Consider the following 2,593-nt stretch of genomic DNA (forward strand, 5'->3'; position numbering starts at 1 on the left):
CCTATAAAGGAAAGTTAAGAGAAGCTATACATTATGTATCAAGCAGCATGATGATTAAAAATAGAAAATTCTTACTCGACTCACCGCGTAAGTCGATTACCCTTATCGCGATTCCGTTTGGGGTGTTACTTTACTGCTATATTCAGAATACAAGTAGAGCTACTGTTATGAAGGGAACGGAAAGATGACGATGTTATGGCTTACACTGGTTTTCGTGTTCGCGATGTCCCTTATGGCCAGATATTTCGCTGCTCCTGCTGTAGTGGAAGCAGCATATATCCAACCGAATAAGATCTTAGCAGCGATAGCCGGGTTTTCTTTAGCGTTGGTAGCAGGGCTGCGTAACAATATTGGTGACACATTTTTCTATATGCACTCGTACAAAGTCAATGATTTTAGTTGGCAAGCCGTTATCCAGGGGAAAGATTTAGGATTTAACATCTTACAAATATTATTGAAGGAAATCTCTGATGATCCACAAATTTTAGTGTTATCAACTGCTTTGGTAACAAATCTACTGATTGTAATTGTGCTCTATAAGTATACAAGACTATATGAATTGAGTTTATTTGTTTACATAACATCTGGCGCCTTTATCGTTTCAATGAATGGTATTAGGCAATTTTTGGCAGCGGCCATTGTGTTTGCGGCTACCAAATCGCTCGTTGAAGGTAAATGGAAAACGTATATGCTGGTTGTCTTGTTTGCTTCGTTATTGCATCAAAGTGCGCTGATCATGCTGCCGCTCTATTTTATAGTACGAAGAAAAGCCTGGACAGGAATAACTTTTGCTTTCCTACTATTGGCTGTTCTCATTGTTATGGGTTTTAGTTATTTCTCAGACATTTTGTTTGCTGCTTTAAAAGATACCCAATATGGCGAATATAAGACTTTCAACGAAGGTGGAGCAAGTATAATTCGGGTATTGGTATATGCAGTACCGCTTATAATTGTTTACTTTGGAAGAAACAAGTTAAAGGAAATTTTTCCTGATAGCGATATATTTGTGAATATATCTATTCTGGGACTAGTCTTACTAATAATTTCTACTCAAAATTGGATTTTTGCTAGGATGAGCATTTATTTTAGTTTGTATCATTTAGTTTTGCTAGGGTGGCTCGTAAAATTGTTTCGTCCAAAAGACCAGAAACTAGTCTACATAGCAATAATATTTTTCTATTTATGTTATTTCTATTTCGAGAATGTAATTACATTGGGATTACAATACAGAAGTGATTACTTGAGTTGGTTTAATTAAAGGAGGTAGTAAAGTGGACAAAGTGGAGCAAATTCCACGCATCCTGCATTATTGTTGGTTTGGACGCGGTGAGAAACCGAAGAAGATCGTGAAGTGTATGAAAAGCTGGAAACAACATCTAGATGATTATCAGTTTATGGAGTGGAACGAGGATAATTTTGATCTGTCCGCTAATCGTTATGTAAAAGAAGCATACGACGCCCGTAAGTTTGCATTCGTAAGTGACTATGTACGATTATATGCGCTCTATCATTATGGCGGTGTCTATTTGGATACGGATGTTGAGGTCATTAAGCCGCTTACGCCTTTTCTGAAACATGAAGCCTTCTCAGGATTTGAAGACCAGACTTACCTTCAATCAGGGACGATGGGGGCAGCAGCAGGTCATTCATGGATAAAAGAGCTTATGGAAAATTATGACGGAAGAAGCTTTTTAGGTCCTGACGGAAGCTATGATTTGACGACTAATACAGCGGTCATAACAGAAATTTGTAGTAAGCATGGCTTATTACTAAACGGAGAGTATCAGGTGCTTAGTAATGGTGTTACCTTTTATCCGAGAAGTTATTTTAGTCCATACGACTATATAAATGGCGAAAATTTCATCACAAACGAAAGTCACACGATTCATCATTTCGCACAAAGTTGGCTCCCTGCGCATGTGCGAGTCAGAGGTGATATTAAAAGAATTATAAGCCGATTGGTTGGTCCAAAAGTGATATCGAAAATGAGAGAAAAGCTAAATTCAAACTAAATAAAAACAGATTGAAATTTAGGAGCCGAATGATGATAAAACGAATATTTGATCTTATTATTTCATGTTCTCTATTGATTGCGCTATCTCCAATTATTTGTACGACAGCAATATTAGTACGACTCAAACTAGGAACACCGATTGTATTCAAACAGCAGCGTCCAGGTCTGCACGGGATTCCCTTTTATGTGTACAAATTTCGATCGATGACGGATGAGAAGGACAGCTATGGAAAAATATTGCCGGACCATCTCAGGCTGACCAATCTGGGAAGGTTTATGCGTAAATATAGCTTGGATGAGCTTCTACAGCTTATTAATGTTGTTAAAGGCAACTTAAGCCTGGTAGGACCAAGACCACTGCTAATGGAATATTTGCCACTGTACACGGATGAACAAGCAAAGCGACATTTAGTAAAGCCAGGTATAACTGGTTGGGCTCAAATTAATGGGAGAAACTCAATTTCGTGGGATGAAAAGTTCGCGTTAGATGTTTGGTATGTGGAAAATCGTAGTTTACAACTTGATTTAAAAATTTTGTTTCTAACCATTAGTAAGGTTCTTCGTTCTGATGGAATAAGT

General features: G+C 37.8%; 3 protein-coding genes and 1 pseudogene. All 4 read left to right on the forward strand.

Annotation, left to right across the window (positions count from 1 at the left end):
• Positions 1-188: pseudogene (locus tag AC1DWN_RS31980) on the forward strand (glycosyltransferase family 2 protein); the annotation flags it as partial.
• Positions 185-1,258: an EpsG family protein gene (locus AC1DWN_RS31985; RefSeq protein WP_477562880.1), complete on the forward strand. Its 1,074-nt coding sequence runs from the start codon at positions 185-187 to the stop codon at positions 1,256-1,258. The pseudogene AC1DWN_RS31980 and the gene AC1DWN_RS31985, both read left to right, overlap by 4 nt.
• A 13-nt stretch (positions 1,259-1,271) precedes the next feature.
• The gene (locus AC1DWN_RS31990; RefSeq protein WP_477562881.1) at positions 1,272-2,012 is read left to right on the forward strand and encodes a glycosyltransferase family 32 protein; all 741 of its coding nucleotides are present in this window, start codon (positions 1,272-1,274) and stop codon (positions 2,010-2,012) included.
• A gap of 35 nt (positions 2,013-2,047) precedes the next feature.
• Positions 2,048-2,593: sugar transferase (locus tag AC1DWN_RS31995; RefSeq protein WP_477562882.1), on the forward strand; the 546-nt coding region annotated here is incomplete at its 3' end.

It is taken from the genome of Paenibacillus sp. P4_A7 (assembly GCF_056402455.1).

Bases quoted from the DNA above. Each gene is read 5' to 3' on its own strand.
- AC1DWN_RS31985 (WP_477562880.1), top strand. From the start codon at position 185: ATGACGATGTTATGGCTTACACTGGTTTTCGTGTTCGCGATGTCCCTT.